Raw genomic sequence first — 17,559 nt, forward strand, 5'->3', positions numbered from 1 at the left:
CAGCGTCGGTCAGCCCTTGGCGTAGATCGCCTCGATCGCGTCGGCGAACTTCTCCGCGACCACGTTGCGCTTGACCTTCATGGTGGGGGTCAGCTCGCCGGTGGCCTCGGTGAAGTCGACCGGCAGGATCTGGAATTTGCGGATCGACTCGGCGTGCGAGACCGACAGATTGGCCTGCTTGACCGCCGCATCCACCTCGGCGTTCAGATCCGGGTCGGTCGCCAGGTCCGCCGGCGTCGCGGTGCTGGACTTGCCGTTGCGCTGCTTCCAGCCCTCGATGGCCTCGGGGTCGATGGTGATCAGTGCGCCGATGAACGGCTTGGCGTCGCCGACGACCATCGCCTGGCTGATCAGCGGGTGCGATCGCAGCTGGTCCTCGAGCACCGCGGGGGCGACGTTCTTGCCGCCGGCGGTGACGATGATCTCCTTCTTGCGGCCGGTGATCTTCAGGTAGCCATCGGCGTCGATGGCGGCCAGGTCACCGGTCCGGAACCAACCGTCGGTGAACGCGTCGGCGGTGGCCTGCTCGTTGCGCCAGTAGCCGTTGAACACCACGCCGCCGCGGACCAGCAACTCACCGTCCTCGGCGATGCGCATGCTGTTGCCGGGCACCAGCTTTCCGACGGTTCCGACCTTCATGCCGCCGACCGGGTTGACGGTGATGGCGGCGGTGGTCTCGGTCAGCCCGTAGCCCTCGTAGATGGACAGGCCGACGCCGCGGTAGAAGTGGCCCAGCCGTTCGCCCAGCGGCGCCCCGCCGGAGACCGAGGCGCGGCAGTTGCCGCCCAGCGCGGTGCGCAGCTTGTGGTAGACGAGCTTGTCGAACAGGGCGTGCTTGGCGCGCAGCAGCAGGCCTGGTCCACCGTGATCGGCGGCCTCACTCCAGTCCACCGCGGTCTGGGCAGCCATCTCGAAGATGCGGCCCTTGCCGTCGTTGGCGGCGTTCTGGGCGGCGGTGTTGTACACCTTCTCGAACACCCGCGGCACCGAGACCACCACGGTCGGCTTGAACACCGAGAACATCGGCACCAGGTTCTTGATGTCGCTGGTGAATCCGACGGTGACCTTGTTGGCGAAGCCGGCGATGCTCAGGGCGCGAGCCAGGACATGGGCCAGCGGCAGGAAGACCAGCAGGCGCTGGCCGGACACCATCAGGGTCGGCAGCGCGGCCTGGGTGCCACGTACCTCGTGGATGAGGTTGGAGTGGGTGAGCTCGCAACCCTTGGGGCGCCCGGTGGTTCCCGAGGTGTAGATCAGCGTCGCCGGGTCGGTGGCCCGCAGCGCGTCGAGGCGCGCGGTGAGTTGGGCCGGGTCCTGACCGGCGCCGGCCTCGGCAAGTTCGTCGAGGGCCGGGGTGTCCGAGCCGTCGATGGTCAGCACCCGCCGCAGCGCGGGCAGGTCGCCGGCGAGCTCGTTGACGATCTGGGCGTGGGCGTCGGTTTCGGCGACCGCCACCACCGCGCTGGAGTCCTGCATCACCCAGCGGACCTGCTCGGCCGAGGACGTTTCGTAGATCGGGACGGTGACCGCGCCGATGGACAGGATCGCGTAGTCCAGGATGGCCCACTCGTAGCGCGTCGCCGAGAAGATGACCACCCGGTCGCCGGCCGCCACGCCCTGGCTGATCAGACCCAGCGCGGCCGAACGGATCTGCGCGGCGGCTTCGGCACAGGTGACATCCGTCCAGGCCCCGTCGACCAGCCGCTGGTAGATGACGAAGTCGGGGTTGTTGCGCTCGTGCTCGAAGACGACCGCAGCGACGTTGTCGTGCTCCTCGACGGTGAACGACGCGGGAACACTGAACTCACGCATTGCCATGACCTCTCTTGCCAGCCTGCAGTAATTTCGCCCAGCCTAGTCGGCGCCCTGTCGCGGGTGTGACGGTGTTCACTGCCCGGGCCGCCGGCGGGCCCCCGCGCACCCCGGGGCGTTCCATCCGCGAAAAGGGGCATATGTGAAGCTGGGGCCATGAACAGTATCCAGGTTGCCGACGAGACGTTCGTCGCCGCATCCGGTGAGCAGGTGGGCGCGGCTGTCGCCGATCGCTCGAGTTGGCAGCGGTGGTGGCCCGACCTGCAGCTCCAGGTGGTCGAGGATCGTGCCGACAAGGGCATCCGGTGGACCGTGAGCGGGCCGCTGACCGGCACCATGGAGATCTGGTTGGAGCCGATGCTCGATGGTGTGCTGCTGCACTACTTTCTGCACGCCGAACCTGCCGGTGTGACCGGCCGGCAGCTGGCCCGGCTGAACTTAGCGAAGCTGAACCACCGCCGCCGGGTGGCGGGCAAGCGGATGGCCTTTGAGATCAAGGACCGCCTGGAGCGTTCGCGACCGGTGGGGGTCTCGCCCGTCGCTGTCAGTTGACCCCGCCCGGGCGGGGACGGCGAGGTACCGTCTCTGCCGAGGGCCGGTGCCAGGCGCGAGCGAGTTAGGGAAGTAAGTACGTGGCGGATAAGACAGCTCAGACGATCTACATCGCGGCGGATCCGGACACGGTGATGAAGGTGATCGCCGACATCGGCGCTTACCCCGACTGGGTCTCGGAGTACACCGAGGCCGAGGTGCTCGAAACCGACGCCGACGGTTATCCGAAGGTAGCTCGCATAGTGCTGGATGCCGCCGTTCTCAAGGACACCATGGTGCTGAACTACGACTGGTCGCCGGACCGTCGCTCGGTGCGTTGGTCGCTGGCGTCGAGTTCGCTGCTGAAAGCCCTCGACGGCGAATATCGTTTGACGGCCAAGGGATCCGGGACCGAGGTCCTTTACGAACTGTCGGTGGACCTGATGATTCCGATGATCGGCCTGCTCAAGCGCAAGGCGGAGCGGCGGCTGACCGACACCGCGCTGAAGGACCTGAAGAAGCGAGCAGAGGCTGAGTGAGGCCGCCTGAGCCAGCGACGCCGGCCGCGGCTGCGATCAGTCTGTTCCTCGGCAAGGGCGGCGTAGGCAAGTCCACGTGTGCGGCGGCGACCGCTGTCTCGCTGGCATGCGCTGGAGACCGGGTGCTGCTGATCTCCACCGACCAGGCCCATTCGGTCGGGGACGTGCTCGGAATGCCGGTGCGCCCCAGCGGCGGCCGGGACCCCATCGCGGTGGCGGTCGATGATGCGGGCGCGGGGGGCGGCCGCCTGGACGTGCTGGCGCTGGACACGCTGGCCCTGCTTGAGCGGCATTGGGCCGGCGTGGTCGATGTGCTGGCCTTGCGGTTCCCGGAGTCGGATCTGAGCAGCGTTGCCCCCGAAGAGCTTTCGGCGCTTCCCGGTGTCCAGGAGGTACTGGGCCTGCACGAAGTCGGCGAACTCGCAGACAGTGGGCAATGGGACCGGGTCGTCGTCGACTGTGCGTCCACCGCCGATGCGATGCGGATGCTCACCCTGCCCGCCACCGTGGCGCTCTACGCTGAGCGGTCCTGGCCGCGGCATCGCCGGCTCAGCGGAACCGAGGATCCCCGGTCGACGGCGCTGGTCGAGTTGATCGAGCGGATCAGCGGCGCCGCCGAGCGGCTTGCCGAGCGACTGACCGATGAGACGACCGTCGCCGCGCACCTGGTGCTGACCGCCGAGCGGGTGGTGGCCGCCGAAGCCGTCCGGACCCTGGGGGCGTTGTCGCTGACGGGTGTTCGAGTGGCCGAGCTGATCGTCAATCAGATTTTGTTGCAGGACGATTCATACGTCTACACCAACCTGCCGGCCCACCCGGCGTTCGACTGGTACGCCGAGCGGATCGGTGAGCAGAGCACCGTCCTCGAAGAGGTCGACCGCGCCATCGGTGATGTCGCGATGGTGCTGGTCCCGCATCTGGCGGGCGAGCCGATCGGCCCCAAAGCCCTCGGCGAGCTGCTCGCGAACAGCCGCCGCCGCGGCGGGTCGGCGCCACCGGGTCCGGTGCGGCCGGTGGTGGACCGCGAGTCCGGTTCCGGGCTGGGGGCGGTGTATCGACTGCGGCTAGAGTTACCCCAGGTCGATTCCGGTGCGCTGAGCCTGGGGCGATCCGGAGATGATCTGATCATCGGTGCAGGTGGCACCAGACGCCGGGTTCGGTTGGCGTCGGTCCTGCGGCGGTGCACGGTCGTGGACGCAACGCTGCGGGGCAGCGTACTGACGGTCCGTTTCCGGCCGAATCCGGATGTGTGGCCGGTGACTGGCGATGAGGAGGTGCGACGTTGAACGCTGGCGCGCACCCCGATCTGGGTGAACTCGGGCCTGAGCTGCGCAAGCTCGCCCAGGCGATTCTGGATCGGCTCGACCCGGCGGTGCGTGCCGCGGCGCTGCTGGCGGCCGCCGGCGATGGCCCGGGAAAATGCCAACAGGTGTGGTGCCCGGTGTGCGCGCTCGCGGCGCTGGTGACCGGGGAAGAACATCCGCTGCTCACCCTCGTCGCCGAGCACAGCGTCGCGCTGTATGAGGTGATCCGTGCCGTGGTCGGGGAGACCGATGCGGGCGGCGGGGGGCCACGCCCGCCCGACCCGGGCTCGCCCGGGGGAGACGGCGGCGGCCAACCACCGGCCCGGCCCAGCTACGAGCACATTCCGGTGACCGTCGAAACCGAAAGCTGAGGAATTCCACGGAATTCGCGATGTGACGAATCACCGTGTGGCCCTAGCCACGCCCGGTCGGTAAAGTTGGCGCGAACACGGCCGCCGAGCGGGGGCAGGAGGGAGGGGCCATGTGGTACTGGCTGGTCAAGTACGTATTCTTCGGGCCTCTGCTGGCCCTGATCGGGCGGCCGAAGGTCGAGGGTCTGGAGAACATCCCTGACGACGGTGCGGCCATCCTGGCCAGCAACCACCTGGCCGTCATGGACAGCTTCTACCTGCCGCTGGTGGTGCGCCGGCGCATCACCTTCCTGGCCAAGTCGGAGTACTTCACCGGCACCGGGATCAAGGGCTGGCTCACTCGCTCGTTCTACACCGCGGTCGGGCAGGTTCCCATCGACCGCAACGACTCTGACGCCGCGCAGGCCGCGCTGACCACCGCGCAGCGGATCCTGTCGCAGGGCAAGCTGCTCGGTATCTACCCCGAGGGCACTCGCTCGCCCGACGGCCGGCTGTACAAGGGGAAGACCGGTCTGGCTCGGCTCGCGCTGCACACCGGCGTCCCGGTTATCCCGGTCGTGATGGTCGGTACCAACGTCGTCAACCCGCCGGGCACCAAGATGCTGCGGTTCGGCCGGGTCACGGTCCGCTTCGGTGAGCCGATGGACTTCTCCCGCTTCGACGGGATGGCCGACAACCGTTTCATCGAACGTGCCGTCACCGACGAGGTGATCTACGAATTGATGCGGCTGTCCGGTCAGGAATATGTCGACATCTACGCGGCCAGTGTCAAAAACGGTGTCCCGCAACAGGACGGGGCCACGGGTCAGCCGGTCGCCCGGTTTCCGGAGACCGCGGCGGGCTGATCCGGATTCGTCCGGGGGCCGGGCCGCAGCGTGGCGCCGGCCGCGATGATCACCGCCAGCGCCCACCACACGTAGGACGTCCCGGCCAGTTGGCGCCACCACGCCGCGCCGGACTCGTGATGTTCGGGCAGCAGCTCGATCGGACTGCGCATCATCAGCGCCACCCCGGCGACGCTGAGCACGCCCAGCGCGACCGCACGATGCCGGTGGGCCACCACCACCGTCACCACCACGGCGGGCAGCATCCACACCCAGTGGTGCGACCAGGACACCGGCGACACCACCAACCCGAACAGTGCCACGCAGACCAGCGCCAAGATGGGCTCATCGGCGGCGAGCACACGGCGGGCGGCCCACCACATCGCCGCGAGCACCAACACGCAACCCGCCAGCCACAACACCGAGCGCAGGTGGTCGTTCAGCGGCAGCCTGGCCAGCGCGCCGGCCAGGTTCTGGTTGGTGTTCAGGCTCGCCCCGCCGATGCGGTCGGTATCGCTGACGGTGTGCGTCCAGTACTGCCAGGAGTCGCTCCAGGCCATTGCGAAGCCCACCAGGGTCGCCGCCAGGAACGATGCCGCGGTGGTGATCGCGGCGCGCCGGTCGCGGCGCAAGAGGAAGTAGAGCAGGAACACCGCCGGGGTCAGCTTCAGAGCCACCGCGACACCCAGCAGTGCGCCGCGCGGCCAATAGGTTCGGCGCGGTACGCAGTCGGCGATCACCAGCGTCATCAGCACCGCGTTGACCTGGCCGAAGTCGAAGTTGGCCCAGATCGGTTCGGCATCCAGCCAGATCGACGCCGCCACGATCGCCACGGCCACCACCGCGCGGTGCCACCAGGCCGGCCCGCAGTCGGGGCGCACGTCGAAGCGGACCCTCAGACCGGTGAGCACGATGGTGATCGACACCACCAGCAGCAGCGTCGAAAGGACGGTCAGCGCGGCGGTGGCGGTACCCAGCGACACCCAGGTGAGGGGGGCGAACATCACCGCGGCGATCGGGGGATAGGTGAACGGCAGCACCGTCCCGTCGATCTGGGTTTGGAACCAGTCCTCGCCGTAGAGCGGTCGGCCTTCACGCCAGGCCTGTGCCGCCATCCGGTAGACGTCGACGTCGATGTGGTACGGCGTGCTGCCCAGCGCCCGCCACGTCGTGTAGCCCAGGGCTGCAATCGCCAGCAGCGTGAAGATCCACCAAACGGCCCTACCGCTGATGCCCCCGTGCCGACGGCCCGGGTCGGGCGGCCGCGATGTAGTCATGTCGCAGGACAGCCTATCGGGTAGCGACGCTGCACCGAGCGATAGCTGTGGCGATCCCGGCGTGGTGTGCCGCGAGGGCGTACGTTGCATTAGGTGCTGGAATGGTTCCGCGACGACATCGTCGGCCGGGGCAGACTGCCGTTGCTGGGCTGCCTGCTGGCCTTCCTGGTGACGTTTCTGGTGACCCGCTCCGTGGTGCGCTACATCCGCAGCCAGGCCGGAAATCCCGGTCCGCCACGGTGGTGGCAGCCCCGCAATCTGCACTTCGGCACCAAGCACATTCACCATGTGGTCTTCGGGGTGGTGTTGGTGATGGTCGCCGGGGTGACCCTGGTGGCCGCCGGGCCGAACGCGCACGAGCCGGCATTCAGCTTGGCTGCGATAGCGTTCGGGATCGGAGCGGCGCTGGTGCTCGACGAGTACGCGCTGATCCTGCACTTGTCCGACGTGTACTGGGAGGAGGACGGCCGTGCCTCGGTGGACGCCGTGTTCGCCGCCACCGCGGTCACCGGACTCCTGGTGCTGGGCTTTCATCCTCTGACGTTTGTGCTGTCGACGTGGCACGACACCTCCTCGCCGTTGATCCACGCGGGTGTGATCGCCAGCCTGGTGATGGCGTTGCCGTTGGGCGTGATGGTGTTGTTGAAAGGCAAGGTGTGGACCGGGTTGATCGGGATGTTCTTCTTTCCACTGCTGGTGGTGGGCGCGGTGCGGCTGTCCCGGCCGCACGCCCCCTGGGCGCGGTGGCGCTACCTGCCTGATCGTGCGCGAATGCACCGCGCGCTGGAACGCGAGCGGCGGCTGCGCCGGCCGGTGATTGCGGCCAAGCTCTGGTTGCAGGACGCGGTCGCGGGTCGGCCCCAGGTGCCCGACGAGCGGGCCGTCGACGCCGAGCTCGACCGTGAGGTGCGGGCCGCGTCGGCGCCGACGGTGCAGTTCATGGTTCCCCGGCAACAAGTCCCCATCGGCAGGCCTCCAGCCAGGCCTCCCGTCAGGCCGGCGCCCGGCGCGGGTTCGCCTGGCCGATCGGGCCCCAACCGGGCGGTATCGGAGGCGTCGGCGCCGACCATGCCGGTCGCAGTTCCGCGGATACACCGGCCGGGCGGGCCGTGGCGGTGAGGTACTTCTACGACACCGAGTTCATCGAGGACGGCCGCACCATCGAGCTGATCTCGATCGGCGTGGTTGCCGAGGATGGGCGCGAATACTATGCGGTCTCCACCGAGTTCGACCCGGACCGGGCGGGGCCGTGGGTCCGCACCCACGTGCTGCCTAAGCTGCCGTCGCCGGCGTCGCAGACGTGGCGCTCGCGTCGCCGGATCCGCGCGGATCTGGAGGACTTCTTCGGAGTCGAGCGGGGCGAACCGATCGAGCTGTGGGCCTGGGTGGGGGCCTACGACCACGTGGTGCTCTGCCAGTTGTGGGGCACCATGCCTGATCTGCCGGCGCCGATCCCGCGCTTCACTCACGAGCTCCGGCAATTGTGGGAAGACCGGGGCCGGCCGCGGCTGCCACCGCGGTCGGCGGGCAGTCACGATGCGCTGGTGGACGCCCGTGACCAGCTACGCCGTTTCCAGGTGATCACGGCCGACGACGATGCGGGCCGCGGAGCGGACCGTTGAGGAGTGGGCCTATCAGCACCGCCAGCGAACTGGCCTGATCAGCGAGGGTCGGCACCCGGCTACCATGGTCGGGTGAACTGGACCGTTGACGTACCCATCGACCAGCTGCCGGCGTTGCCGCCGCTGCCCGCCGAGCTGCGCGAGCGCCTCGACGCCGCGCTGGCCCGGCCGGCCGTCCAGCAACCGAGCTGGCCCGCTGACCAGGCCAAGGCGATGCGCACCGTGCTGGAGAGCGTCCCGCCGATCACGGTGGCGTCCGAGATCGAGCGTCTCAAGGCGCAGCTGGCCCAGGTCGCCCGCGGGGAGGCTTTCCTGCTGCAGGGCGGCGACTGCGCGGAGACCTTTACCGACAACACCGAGCCGCACATCAGGGGCAACATCCGCACCCTGCTGCAGATGGCCGTGGTGCTGACCTACGGGGCCAGCATGCCGGTGGTCAAGATGGCCCGTATCGCCGGTCAGTACGCCAAGCCGCGGTCGGCCGATATCGACTCGCTGGGGCTCAAATCCTACCGCGGCGACATGGTCAACGGCCTGGCCCCGGACGCCGACGCACGCGAGCACGACCCGTCTCGGCTGGTGCGGGCGTACGCCAACGCCAGCGCGGCGATGAACCTGGTGCGGGCGCTGACGTCGTCGGGCCTGGCATCGCTGGAGCTGGTGCACGACTGGAACCGCGAATTCGTCCGCACCTCCCCGGCGGGTGCCCGCTATGAGGCGCTGGCCGGTGAGATCGACCGCGGCCTGAAGTTCATGAGCGCATGCGGGGTCGCCGACCGGGAGTTGCAGACCGCCGAGATCTACGCCAGCCACGAGGCGCTGGTGCTCGACTACGAGCGCGCCATGCTGCGGATGTCCGACGTCGCGGGCACGCCGCAGCTCTACGACCTCTCGGCGCACTACGTGTGGATCGGGGAGCGGACCCGCCAGCTCGATCACGCGCACATCGCGCTCGCCGAGGTGATCGCCAACCCGATCGGGGTCAAGCTCGGTCCGACCACCACGCCGGACCAGGCCGTCGAATACGTGGAACGCCTTGACCCGCACAATGTTCCGGGGCGTCTGACGCTGATCAGCCGGATGGGCAACAGTAAGGTGCGCGACCTGCTGCCGGGAATCATCGAGAAGGTGCAAGCCACCGGTCACCAGGTGATCTGGCAGTGCGACCCGATGCACGGCAACACACACGAGGCCTCCACCGGTCACAAGACCCGGCACTTCGATCGGATCGTCGACGAGGTGCAGGGGTTCTTCGAGGTGCATCACGCGCTGGGCACCCACCCCGGCGGCATCCACCTGGAGTTCACCGGGGAGGACGTGACCGAGTGTCTCGGTGGCGCCCAGGACATTTCGGATGCGGACCTGGGTGGCCGCTACGAGACGGCGTGCGACCCGCGGCTCAACACCCAGCAGTCGCTGGAGTTGTCCTTCCTGGTCGCGGAGATGCTGCGCGGCTGAGTTCCCTCCCGCGAGCCGGGGCTACCCCCGCGAGCGTGCGTGTCTGCACAGCGACACGCCGCCCAGCGCGTACATCTGTGCACGCTCGTGCCAAAGGATCACCTCGCTAAAGCAGCGCGCTGACGTTGTTGCCTAGCGTCCACGCCAGCGCGGCGACCAACGTGGTGGCCGCGAACACCACCGCCAGCCAGATGACCACCATCCGGCGTGCGTGCTGGCGCTCCAACACGAACCGGCTCAGTTCGACGCCGCCGAATTGCCCTGTCACCAGCTGATACTGGGTATCGGTGTCGTCCACCCAATCCGCCGGCCCGCGGGTCATGTGCAGCGTCTGGTGTTGCGGTGGCTGGTGTTGTGGCGGCGCCGGACGTTCCGGGGCGCGATGGGGCGGGGCGGCGTTGTGCTGGGCGGAGTTGCGGGGGGCCGGCACCCGGAACGGCGGCAGCGCCAGCCGCTGGCTGATCAGGTCAACCGCGTGCGCCATCTCCAGCCCGTCGGCATAGCGTTCCGCGGGGTCGCGGGAGGTCGCCCGGGAAACCAGGTCATCGAATTCGCCCGGGACGCCGTCGATGGCGAAACTCGGCAGGGGGACATCGTGATCGAGCCGCTGGTAGGCCACCGTCAACGCCGAATCACCGGAGAACGGCGTGTGGCCCGTCAAGAGCTCATAGGTGAGCACGCCGACTCCGTACACATCGCTGGCCGGGCCGGCGTTTCCGTCGCGGACCTGCTCCGGGGACAGGTAGGCCGCGGTACCCAAAATCACGTTGGTGGAGGTGATTCCAGCCGCCGCGATGGCGCGTACCAGCCCGAAGTCGACCACCTTCACGTCGCCGTCGTCGGAGATCAGGATGTTCTCCGGTTTGACGTCACGGTGCACCAATCCGGCCCGATGCGCGATCCCCAGGGCCCCCAGCACCGGCCGCAACACCGCGGCGACCGCATGCGGCGGCATGGGGCCACGTTCGTTGAGCAGTTCGCGCAGCGTCCCGCCCTCGACGAGTTCCATCACCAGAAACGGCTGCCCGGGGTCGTGCGGGGTACCGAAACCCTGGTCGTACACCGCCACCAGCCCCGGGTCTTTGAGCCGGGCGACCGCCCGAGCCTCGAGCTGGAATCGGGTCAGGAACTGCTGGTCACCGGCGTAGCGCAGATCCATCACCTTGACCGCGACCGGGCGGTCCAGGCGCTCGTCCAGACCGCGGTACACCGTGGAAGTTCCCCCGGTGGCAATCCGTGTTCCCACCCGGTATCGGCCGTCGAGCAGGGCGCCCTCCAGTGCGTCGCCGCCCCACGCTCCAGTCACTCGGTCATGGTATGTGTGCAAACGGCCGGTCCGGCGGCTTTAAACTTGTGTCGTGAGCAGCATTCCGGCCTCCGAAGACGTGCTTGAACCCGACGAACCCACTTTCGACCTGCCCCGGGTCGCCGAGATGCTGGCGGTGCCCGTCACCAAGGTGCATCAGTACCTGCGGGACAATCACCTGATCGCAGTGCGCCGCGCGGGGGCGTTGAGGGTGCCGCGGAACTTCTTCACCGAAGACGGGGACATCGTCAAGAGCCTGCCCGGGCTGCTGGCCGTGCTGCACGACGGTGGCTATCAGCAGACCGACATCGTCCGGTGGCTGTTCACCCCGGATTCGTCGCTGTCGTTGACTCGCGACGGTGCGCGGGAGTCGATCGACAACGCCCGCCCGATCGATGCCCTGCACGCACACCAGGCCCGTGAGGTGATGCGCCGGGCGCAAGCCATGGCGTACTGAGTTTTAAGCGGCGTTGTCTTAAGCGGCGTCGAGTGCCGGCGCCTGCTGCGCCCTCGACAGCCGGTACCAGGCGTACACGGCGCATCCCGTCGCGCCGATCACATGCAGCCAGGTGTACATGCCGTGCGAGCCGTCGGGTTTGAAGATCACCATGATCCAGGTGGACGCCGCGGCGATCGCGGCGATCGCCGCCGGTGACCGGACCACGGTGGCCGCCACCGCCAGTGGCCAGGTGTAGTACCAGGGCAGTGCGGCCGGCACGAACAGCACGACCACCAGCATGGCCCAGGCGATGCCGGCGACCGCAGCGCGATCGTCACGCCGCGACCGCCACCACAACACCGGCAGCAGCAGCCCGATCACCGCGACCCCGCTGATCCGGGTGATGTGCAGCACGGCGTAGAAGTTGACCGGGGCGAACAGCCCGCCGACGGCGTGGATCAGGTTGGCGGCCGCGGTCGGCACGGTGAGCCAGTTGATGATCTTGACGTTGCCGGCCAGCAGTGCGGTCAACCAGCCCAGGCCCACTCCGGCCAGGGCCGACAGCACGGCGAACACCACGACGACGATCGCCGCCGACACCGCCGTGGCGATGGCGAAGGCGATCGGCGTCGGATAGCCGCGACTTGGACCCCGCGGTTCCAGCGTCGGCTCTCCTTCGTCGAGCCTCGCTGAACCGCGCTTCTCCCGCAGGCGTCGCATCCAGATCCACACCAGGAACGGCAATGCGATTGCGGCGGTGGCCTTTACCGCCGCCGCCAGCGCCACCAGGGTTATCCCGGCCAGGTGACGGCGTTCCAGGGTCAGCGCGATCCCGGCGATCAGCAGGCCGACCATCAGCATCTCGTTGTGGACCCCGCCCATCAGGTGGATGATCACCAGCGGGTTGAGCACGGCCAGATACAGCGCTGCGGGGGCGCTGCCACCGACTCGGGCGGCCACCCGCGGCGCGGCCCAGATCAGCAGCGCCAGCCCGGGCAGCATGCACAGGCGCAGCACCATGGTGCCGGCCACCACGTTGTTGCCCACCAACATCGTGACGAGCTTGGCGACCAGGATGAACGCTGGGCCATACGGTGCCGTCGTCGCTGCCCAGATCGGGCTGACATCCTCGAGCAGGGGATTGGGGTTGTCGACCGGACCGACCACGTACGGATCGAATCCATCCCGCAGCAGGGCCCCCTGGGCCAGGTAGGAGTAGGTGTCGCGGCTGAACACCGGGACCGACAGCAGCAGCGGTGCCAACCAGAAGCCGGTGGTGGCGATCAACGTGTAGGTGCTCACGGTGCCCTCGATCACCCGCCGGCCCAAGCCGAGCCAGGCCACCAGCATCACCGCGACCCCGGCCCACAGCAGCACCGACGACAGCACCAGGCCGTGGCCGAAGCGCAGCCACGAAAGGTGCAGGGAATCCAGCACCGGGTCCTGGATGCGAGTGCTGCCGGCACCCAAGCCCCCCAGGGTGATCAGCAACGCGCCCAGGCAGCCGAGCCATGCGGCTCCGGCCTGCTCGCCGGCGGCGAACTGCCGCAGTCGGGAAAGGCCGCTGGGGGCGTCGCTGGACGCGCGGGGGACCGGTGGGGTGGTGGGGTTCGACATCGACGCTCCGGGATTTTCAGGCGGACCGGTCGGCGACCCGGCGGGCCAGGTCGGTCAGTCCGGCTTTTCCAACCTCGTCAATGGGTGCGGCTTCCAGCGCGGCCATGGCGCGGCGGGTCAGCAGATCGATACGGTCCTCGACGGCTGCCAGTGCGCCTACCGCCTCGATCAGCTCGCACAGTTCGCGGACCTGCGCATCGGTCAGCGCGGTGCCGATCGCGCTGCGTAACCGATTGGCCGCCACCGGATCCGATTTGTCGGCCAGCTCGACGGCTTCGGCCAGCAGCACGGTGCGCTTGCCCGAACGCAGGTCGTCGCCGGAGGGCTTGCCGGTCACCGTCGGATCGCCGAACACCCCCAGCACGTCGTCGCGCAGCTGGAACGCCACACCCAGGTCCGTGCCGAGATCGTGGAACAGCGCCTGAATGTCCGGGCGGTCGGCCGCGGCGGCGACACCCAGCTGCAGCGGGCGCACCACCGTGTAGGAGGCGGTCTTGTAGGTGTTGACGCGCATCGCCGAGGCAATCGAGTCCACCCCGCTGGATTCGGCGACGATGTCCAGGTACTGGCCTCCCAGCACCTCGGTGCGGATGTCCGACCAGACGCCGCGCACGCGACGCCGGGCATCGGCCGGCAGGTCGGCACCGGCGACGATGTCATCGGCCCACACCAGTGACAGGTCGCCGAGCAGAATGGCGGCCGACAAACCGAACTGGTCGGCCGAGCCCCGCCACCCACGGGCACGGTGCAGCTCGGCGAACTTGCGGTGGGTGGTGGGATTGCCGCGGCGGGTGGCCGAAGCGTCGATCACGTCGTCGTGCACCAGGGCGCAGGCGTGCAGCAGTTCCAGTGCGGAGAACAGCAGCAATTCGCCGTCGTCGGCATCTCGTCCGGTGATGGCGCGCCAGCCCCAGTAGGCGAACGCCGGACGCAACCGTTTCCCGCCGACGAGCACGAACTCTTCGAGGCCGGTGATCAAAGCCTCGTAGTCATCGCCGATATAGGCGGTCTCGGTACGGCGGTTGCGCAGGTGGGAGCGCAGCCGTTCAGTCACCGCCGCGGCCAGCTCGGCGGCCGACGGTGTGGTCGCTGCGGTTGCCTTGGAACTCAGCTCGGCGCCCCTTTCTGTGCTGCCCGGCCGGGGACCCCCAGCGTGGGTCCAGCGTAGAGTGTGCCACCACACCCGGGGGGACTGCGGCCGGTAGCGGCCGGCGGCGGGCCACGCTGCCCGTTCCTACCCTGTGGCACCGTTGACGTCTGCTGACCGTCCGTCATGAGGAGCTAGTACGTGACTTTGAACACCGTCGCACTCGAGCTTGTCCCGCCGAACGTGGAAAAAGGCCCCGAGCAGACGATCGAGGAGGCGCACAAGGTTGTGCGGTTCGCCGCCGAGGCGGGCATCGAAGGGCGGATCCGCCACATCCTGATGCCGAGCATGATCACCGAGGACGATGACCGCCCGATCGAGATGAAGCCCAAGCTCGACGTGCTGGACTTCTGGAACGCGATTCGCCCCGAGCTGCCCGGCGTGGCCGGGTTGTGCACCCAGGTCACCTCGTTCTCCGACGAGGCGGCGCTGCGGAGCCGGGTGGCCGATCTGACCGGCGCGGGGATCGAGGGCGTGGTCTTCGTCGGCGTGCCCCGCACCATGGCCGACGGCGAGGGCTCGGGCATCCCGCCGACCGACGCGCTGGCGACGTTCCGCGCCGACGTGGCCAACCGCGGCGTCATCCTGATTCCCACCCGGGCCGACGAGATCGGCCGGTTCAACTTCAAATGCGACAGCGGCGCGACCTTCGCGCTGACCCAGCTTCTGTACTCCGACGCGATCGTGCCGTTCTTGACCGAGTTCGCCAAGCACAGCGATGCGCGCCCGGAGATCTTGCTGTCGTTCGGCTTCGTGCCGTCATTCGAGAACCGGACCGGCCTGATCAACTGGCTGATCCAGGATCCGGGCAACGCGGCGGTGGCCGCCGAACAGGACTTCGTCAAGACGCTCGCCGACAGCGAACCCGACCAGCGGCGCAAGCTGATGCTCGATCTCTACAAGCGGGTGATCGACGGCGTCGCAGACCTGGGCTTCCCGCTGAGCATCCATTTCGAAGCCACCTATGGCGTCTCCGCGGCGGCATTTCGCACCTTTGCCCAGATGCTCGAGTACTGGTCGCCGCCGACCCGCTGACTCGCGCCGGTGCTCAGCCCGCGGTGTCGTCGGGAGAGCGCAAGCGCGGCGAGCGGTCCCGGCCATACCAGGCGAGCGCCGCAACCGCGCCCGCCGCGGCGAACGTCGACACGATCAGCCACATGGCGGCGTGGGCGAAGGATCGGGTGCTGGGATCGGTGTAGCGGGCCTGGGCGCTCATGGTGCTCACCACGCCCGGCTTGAGCCTCCACTGCACCGTGTCGCCGCCGATGCGCTCACCGTTGGTGGACGTCACCTCGCCGGGGAACGCGACGCTCAACTCGACATCGGCCTCCGGGTCGCCCAGTGAGGTGAGATCCACCCGGCCTTCCAGGATCACCAGGTTTCCGGCCCGCCGCAGCGACAGGTCCACCCCGGCCGCGTCGCGGTGCATTTCGGCCAGCTGCGGCAGCTCGGCGAAGGTCAGGTCGGAGAACACCGCCTGGGAGCCCACGTAGCCGTCCCTGCTGTAGTTGGAGATCGCGATCTTCTGGGGGAACGGCAGATCGGCGCTGAGCTTGGGGCCGGTGTCGTTGTCGTTGCGCGGCTTGGCCGCCACGACGATCTGGCCGGAGACCTGATCGTTGGGGGAGACGGTGATGTTGGCCCGAATCCGCACGCACCCGGCCAACGGCGCCGCGATCAGCAGCAGCGCGACCATGGCCACCAGTCGGCGGTAGGTGCTGCCCCGTCGAACCCTGGCCCGAGTGGGCGCTGGAACGGGGCCCCGAACGGTCATTAGCGAACGCCCAACATGCACGACGTCATCGTGCCAGACCGCTGGGTCGGTGCGGCGACGACGCGGCGCTTGACTACTACAACGGCAGTGGCCGGCCCAAGATGGCGAAGGGCCGGGGATCGCCGGCGAAGTGATGACCGCGGATCACGTCGGTGAAGCCCAGGCGTCGGTACAACCGCCAGGCGCGGTTGCCTTCACCACTGGTCTCTGGCGTGGACAGCAGCACGTTGGCTTCGGGCCGTCCCGCCAGCAGGCGTCGCGCCAGGGCCTCACCCAGGCCGCTGCCCTGGGCGCGTGGGGCGACGTGTAGCTCGGTCAGCTCGAAGTAACTGGCCATCAGGCGCGCGATGTCGGGGTGGGGCAGCCCGCGGCGCTGCAGACCCAGCACGACCTGCTGCTGCCACCACTGGTCGGGGGCTCCGCAGTAGCCGTAGGCCACTCCCAGCAGCTCGGCGCCGTTCAAACCCGCCGGCGCGGCGCCTGGCTCGCCAATCTCGCCGAGGTCGCCGGCTGCGTTGTCTGCGAAGGCGGCCACCGCCCGCCAGCCGCTCCGGCGGGTGTGCTCGAGCCACATCGCGGCACGTTGGCTCTCGGTGCCCGGCGGGTAGCCCATCGCGGTGACGTAGACGCGCAGAGCCGCACCGAGATGATCCGCCATTTCGCGTGGCGACATGTCGATGAGGAAGGTCACCAACGTGCAGGTTCCTTTCCCGGAGAAGTGGGAGCATGCCCGATGCCCGGAGTCCCATTATCGGCGATTGGGTCTGCGGCGTCGGCCGTTGTGGATCGACATCGCCGGGCCGCCGCTACAATCGGCTGGTGAAGTCTGTGGTACGGCGCAGGCTCACCTCGTATTATCAGTGTTAGTTGCCCGCACCAGTCCGTATTGCGCCGTGGGCAGTGAATTGAGCGGCCGTCGGCAAGGAGGGACGAATGCCACTCTCCGATCATGAACAGCGCATGCTCGACGAGATCGAGAGCGCGCTGTACGCCGAGGACCCCAAGTTCGCTTCCAGCGTTCGCGGCGGCGCTCTGCGTACCCCGACCACCCGTCGGCGGGTGCAGGGCATGACACTGCTCGTGGTCGGTCTGGTGATGCTGGTCTCCGGCATCCCCTTCTATGCGACCACCGGCAATTCGGCATTCCTGATTCTGAGCGTGCTGGGCTTCGTGGTCATGTTCGGTGGGGTGGTGTTCGCCATCACCGGCAACCACGCCGCAGCCGGTCGCGATGGTGCGGCCAAGCCGGGCGGCGGTTCGCAACGGCGCGTCAAGGGTGGCGGCGGCACGTTCTCCAGCCGCATGGAAGACCGTTTCCGTCGCCGGTTCGAGCCGTAGGCCGATCAAGCGGCACGTATCACGTGAAAGGGCAGCCGATCGGCTGCCCTTTTTTGTGCGCGCGGCAAGCCCGGTGACACGACCCGGGTGCGCCGCTTAGGGGCGTTCGCCCCACCCCGCCCCACTTTGCCTCCACCGGCCATGACCTGGCCGTTTACCGCCCTTGTGGGTCCTTTTTCGTACGCCTGGGCGTCGCGATT

The 17,559-nt window shown here is 68.6% G+C and carries 17 protein-coding genes and 1 pseudogene; 11 read left to right on the plus strand and 7 right to left on the minus strand.

All coding sequences use genetic code 11. The features are described 5' to 3' along the window. Window positions 1-9 precede the first annotated feature (9 nt). Window positions 10-1,812, minus strand: a complete 1,803-nt coding sequence (locus ACJH71_RS12660; protein ID WP_406758360.1) for an AMP-dependent synthetase/ligase — start codon at window positions 1,810-1,812, stop codon at window positions 10-12. 156 nt (window positions 1,813-1,968) lie between these two features. On the opposite strand from ACJH71_RS12660, the gene ACJH71_RS12665 reads away from it, so the two are divergent. The 5 genes from ACJH71_RS12665 (at window position 1,969) to ACJH71_RS12685 (ending at window position 5,402) form a co-directional block, all read left to right on the plus strand. Beyond that, window positions 1,969-2,364 carry a polyketide cyclase / dehydrase and lipid transport gene (locus ACJH71_RS12665; RefSeq protein ID WP_406758361.1) on the plus strand — a complete coding sequence of 132 codons (396 nt, stop codon included), beginning with the start codon at window positions 1,969-1,971 and terminating at the stop codon, window positions 2,362-2,364. A gap of 80 nt (window positions 2,365-2,444) precedes the next feature. Then, complete coding sequence (locus ACJH71_RS12670) at window positions 2,445-2,882, plus strand: SRPBCC family protein (protein WP_406758362.1); 438 nt, start codon at window positions 2,445-2,447, stop codon at window positions 2,880-2,882. After that, window positions 2,879-4,168 carry an ArsA family ATPase gene (locus ACJH71_RS12675; RefSeq protein ID WP_406758363.1) on the plus strand — a complete coding sequence of 430 codons (1,290 nt, stop codon included), beginning with the start codon at window positions 2,879-2,881 and terminating at the stop codon, window positions 4,166-4,168. Before ACJH71_RS12670 ends, ACJH71_RS12675 begins: the two co-directional genes overlap by 4 nt. Further along, a complete protein-coding gene (locus ACJH71_RS12680; protein WP_406758364.1) occupies window positions 4,165-4,557 on the plus strand; it encodes a hypothetical protein in 393 nt (130 codons plus the stop codon). The genes ACJH71_RS12675 and ACJH71_RS12680 overlap by 4 nt, the downstream gene beginning before the upstream one ends. Window positions 4,558-4,667: 110 nt before the next feature. Next, on the plus strand, window positions 4,668-5,402 hold the full coding sequence (locus ACJH71_RS12685) for a lysophospholipid acyltransferase family protein (RefSeq protein ID WP_406758365.1): 735 nt from the start codon (window positions 4,668-4,670) through the stop codon (window positions 5,400-5,402). On the opposite strand, the gene ACJH71_RS12690 is transcribed toward ACJH71_RS12685, so the two are convergent. Continuing rightward, window positions 5,363-6,658, minus strand: a complete 1,296-nt coding sequence (locus tag ACJH71_RS12690) for a glycosyltransferase 87 family protein (protein ID WP_406758366.1) — start codon at window positions 6,656-6,658, stop codon at window positions 5,363-5,365. The two genes, ACJH71_RS12685 and ACJH71_RS12690, sit on opposite strands and share 40 nt — an antisense overlap. A gap of 93 nt (window positions 6,659-6,751) precedes the next feature. Here ACJH71_RS12690 and ACJH71_RS12695 point away from each other — a divergent pair. From ACJH71_RS12695 to ACJH71_RS12705, 3 genes and pseudogenes are all read left to right on the plus strand, one after another. Then, window positions 6,752-7,585: pseudogene (locus ACJH71_RS12695) on the plus strand (hypothetical protein); the annotation flags it as partial. 188 nt (window positions 7,586-7,773) lie between these two features. Further along, window positions 7,774-8,280: a polyadenylate-specific 3'-exoribonuclease AS gene (locus ACJH71_RS12700; protein WP_406758425.1), complete on the plus strand. Its 507-nt coding sequence runs from the start codon at window positions 7,774-7,776 to the stop codon at window positions 8,278-8,280. A gap of 72 nt (window positions 8,281-8,352) precedes the next feature. Next, window positions 8,353-9,738: a class II 3-deoxy-7-phosphoheptulonate synthase gene (locus tag ACJH71_RS12705; RefSeq protein ID WP_406758367.1), complete on the plus strand. Its 1,386-nt coding sequence runs from the start codon at window positions 8,353-8,355 to the stop codon at window positions 9,736-9,738. A gap of 106 nt (window positions 9,739-9,844) precedes the next feature. Here ACJH71_RS12705 and ACJH71_RS12710 read toward each other — a convergent pair whose 3' ends face one another. Further along, complete coding sequence (locus ACJH71_RS12710; RefSeq protein ID WP_406758368.1) at window positions 9,845-11,044, minus strand: protein kinase domain-containing protein; 1,200 nt, start codon at window positions 11,042-11,044, stop codon at window positions 9,845-9,847. A gap of 52 nt (window positions 11,045-11,096) precedes the next feature. Here ACJH71_RS12710 and ACJH71_RS12715 point away from each other — a divergent pair, with 52 nt between their 5' ends. Beyond that, entirely contained in the window at window positions 11,097-11,501 is a 405-nt protein-coding gene (locus ACJH71_RS12715) for an Rv2175c family DNA-binding protein (RefSeq protein ID WP_406758369.1), read from the plus strand. Window positions 11,502-11,519: 18 nt separating this feature from the next. Here the strand turns inward: ACJH71_RS12715 and ACJH71_RS12720 are convergent, their stop codons facing one another. Together ACJH71_RS12720 and idsA2 are read right to left on the minus strand one after the other, a co-directional pair. Continuing rightward, window positions 11,520-13,100 (minus strand): alpha-(1->6)-mannopyranosyltransferase A, encoded by a 1,581-nt coding sequence (locus ACJH71_RS12720; protein WP_406758370.1) that lies wholly within the window; start codon window positions 13,098-13,100, stop codon window positions 11,520-11,522. Window positions 13,101-13,116: 16 nt separating this feature from the next. Beyond that, window positions 13,117-14,166, minus strand: a complete 1,050-nt coding sequence (idsA2, locus tag ACJH71_RS12725) for a bifunctional (2E,6E)-farnesyl/geranyl diphosphate synthase (RefSeq protein ID WP_406758426.1) — start codon at window positions 14,164-14,166, stop codon at window positions 13,117-13,119. A gap of 222 nt (window positions 14,167-14,388) precedes the next feature. On the opposite strand from idsA2, the gene ACJH71_RS12730 reads away from it, so the two are divergent. Further along, complete coding sequence (locus ACJH71_RS12730) at window positions 14,389-15,282, plus strand: mycobacterial-type methylenetetrahydrofolate reductase (protein WP_406758371.1); 894 nt, start codon at window positions 14,389-14,391, stop codon at window positions 15,280-15,282. 13 nt (window positions 15,283-15,295) lie between these two features. Here the strand turns inward: ACJH71_RS12730 and ACJH71_RS12735 are convergent, their stop codons facing one another. Together ACJH71_RS12735 and ACJH71_RS12740 are read right to left on the minus strand one after the other, a co-directional pair. Continuing rightward, on the minus strand, window positions 15,296-15,943 hold the full coding sequence (locus tag ACJH71_RS12735; RefSeq protein ID WP_406758427.1) for an LppM family (lipo)protein: 648 nt from the start codon (window positions 15,941-15,943) through the stop codon (window positions 15,296-15,298). A gap of 154 nt (window positions 15,944-16,097) precedes the next feature. Then, window positions 16,098-16,715 (minus strand): GNAT family N-acetyltransferase, encoded by a 618-nt coding sequence (locus ACJH71_RS12740; protein ID WP_406758372.1) that lies wholly within the window; start codon window positions 16,713-16,715, stop codon window positions 16,098-16,100. A gap of 239 nt (window positions 16,716-16,954) precedes the next feature. On the opposite strand from ACJH71_RS12740, the gene ACJH71_RS12745 reads away from it, so the two are divergent. Next, window positions 16,955-17,359, plus strand: coding sequence for a DUF3040 domain-containing protein (locus tag ACJH71_RS12745; protein ID WP_406758373.1), 405 nt, complete (start codon window positions 16,955-16,957; stop codon window positions 17,357-17,359). Window positions 17,360-17,559: the final 200 nt, after the last annotated feature.

It is taken from the genome of Mycobacterium sp. SMC-15, assembly GCF_045310925.1.
GTDB lineage: Bacteria > Actinomycetota > Actinomycetes > Mycobacteriales > Mycobacteriaceae > Mycobacterium.